Genomic DNA, 704 nt, shown 5'->3' on the forward strand with positions numbered 1-704 from the left:
GGAAGTTCATATCTGTAATGAAGGTAAATATCCATCCCTGACTATCAGTTGTCTGGAGAAACAGGAAGAGCCACCATCATTGCTTCGTCTAAATAATCGGATCAAACAGCTACTCCCACCGGTAGATTTAACGGAACTGTTACTTGAGATAGATGCCCAGACAGGATTTACACATGAGTTTGCGCATGTCAGTGAATCTGGTGCTCGAGCGCAAGATTTGCACATCAGTTTATGTGCGGTATTGATGGCTGAAGCCTGTAATATCGGACTGGAACCGCTGATAAAGCACAATATACCAGCACTGACCCGCCATCGGCTCAGTTGGGTGAAACAGAATTACCTTCGTGCAGAAACGCTGGTCAGCGCCAATGCCCGCCTGGTTGATTTTCAGTCCACACTGGAGCTTGCTGGTCGTTGGGGAGGTGGAGAAGTGGCATCAGCTGACGGCATGCGCTTTGTCACACCAGTGAAGACCATCAACTCAGGATCTAACAGAAAATATTTTGGTTCTGGACGAGGCATCACCTGGTATAACTTCGTATCTGATCAGTACTCTGGGTTCCATGGCATTGTGGTACCCGGTACATTACGGGATTCGATTTTTGTACTGGAAGGACTTCTTGAGCAGCAGACAGGGCTGAATCCAGTTGAAATCATGACAGACACTGCGGGTAGCAGCGATATTATTTTCGGTCTGTTCTGGC

General features: G+C 47.6%; 1 protein-coding gene. It reads left to right on the forward strand.

What is annotated here, in order from left to right; all coding sequences use genetic code 11:
* Window positions 1–704, forward strand: a 704-nt coding sequence (locus tag HSP_RS0103335; protein ID WP_010128770.1) for a Tn3 family transposase, incomplete at both ends; no start/stop codon positions are given.

The sequence above is a fragment of the Haemophilus sputorum CCUG 13788 genome, from assembly GCF_000238795.1.
GTDB lineage: Bacteria > Pseudomonadota > Gammaproteobacteria > Enterobacterales > Pasteurellaceae > Haemophilus_A > Haemophilus_A sputorum.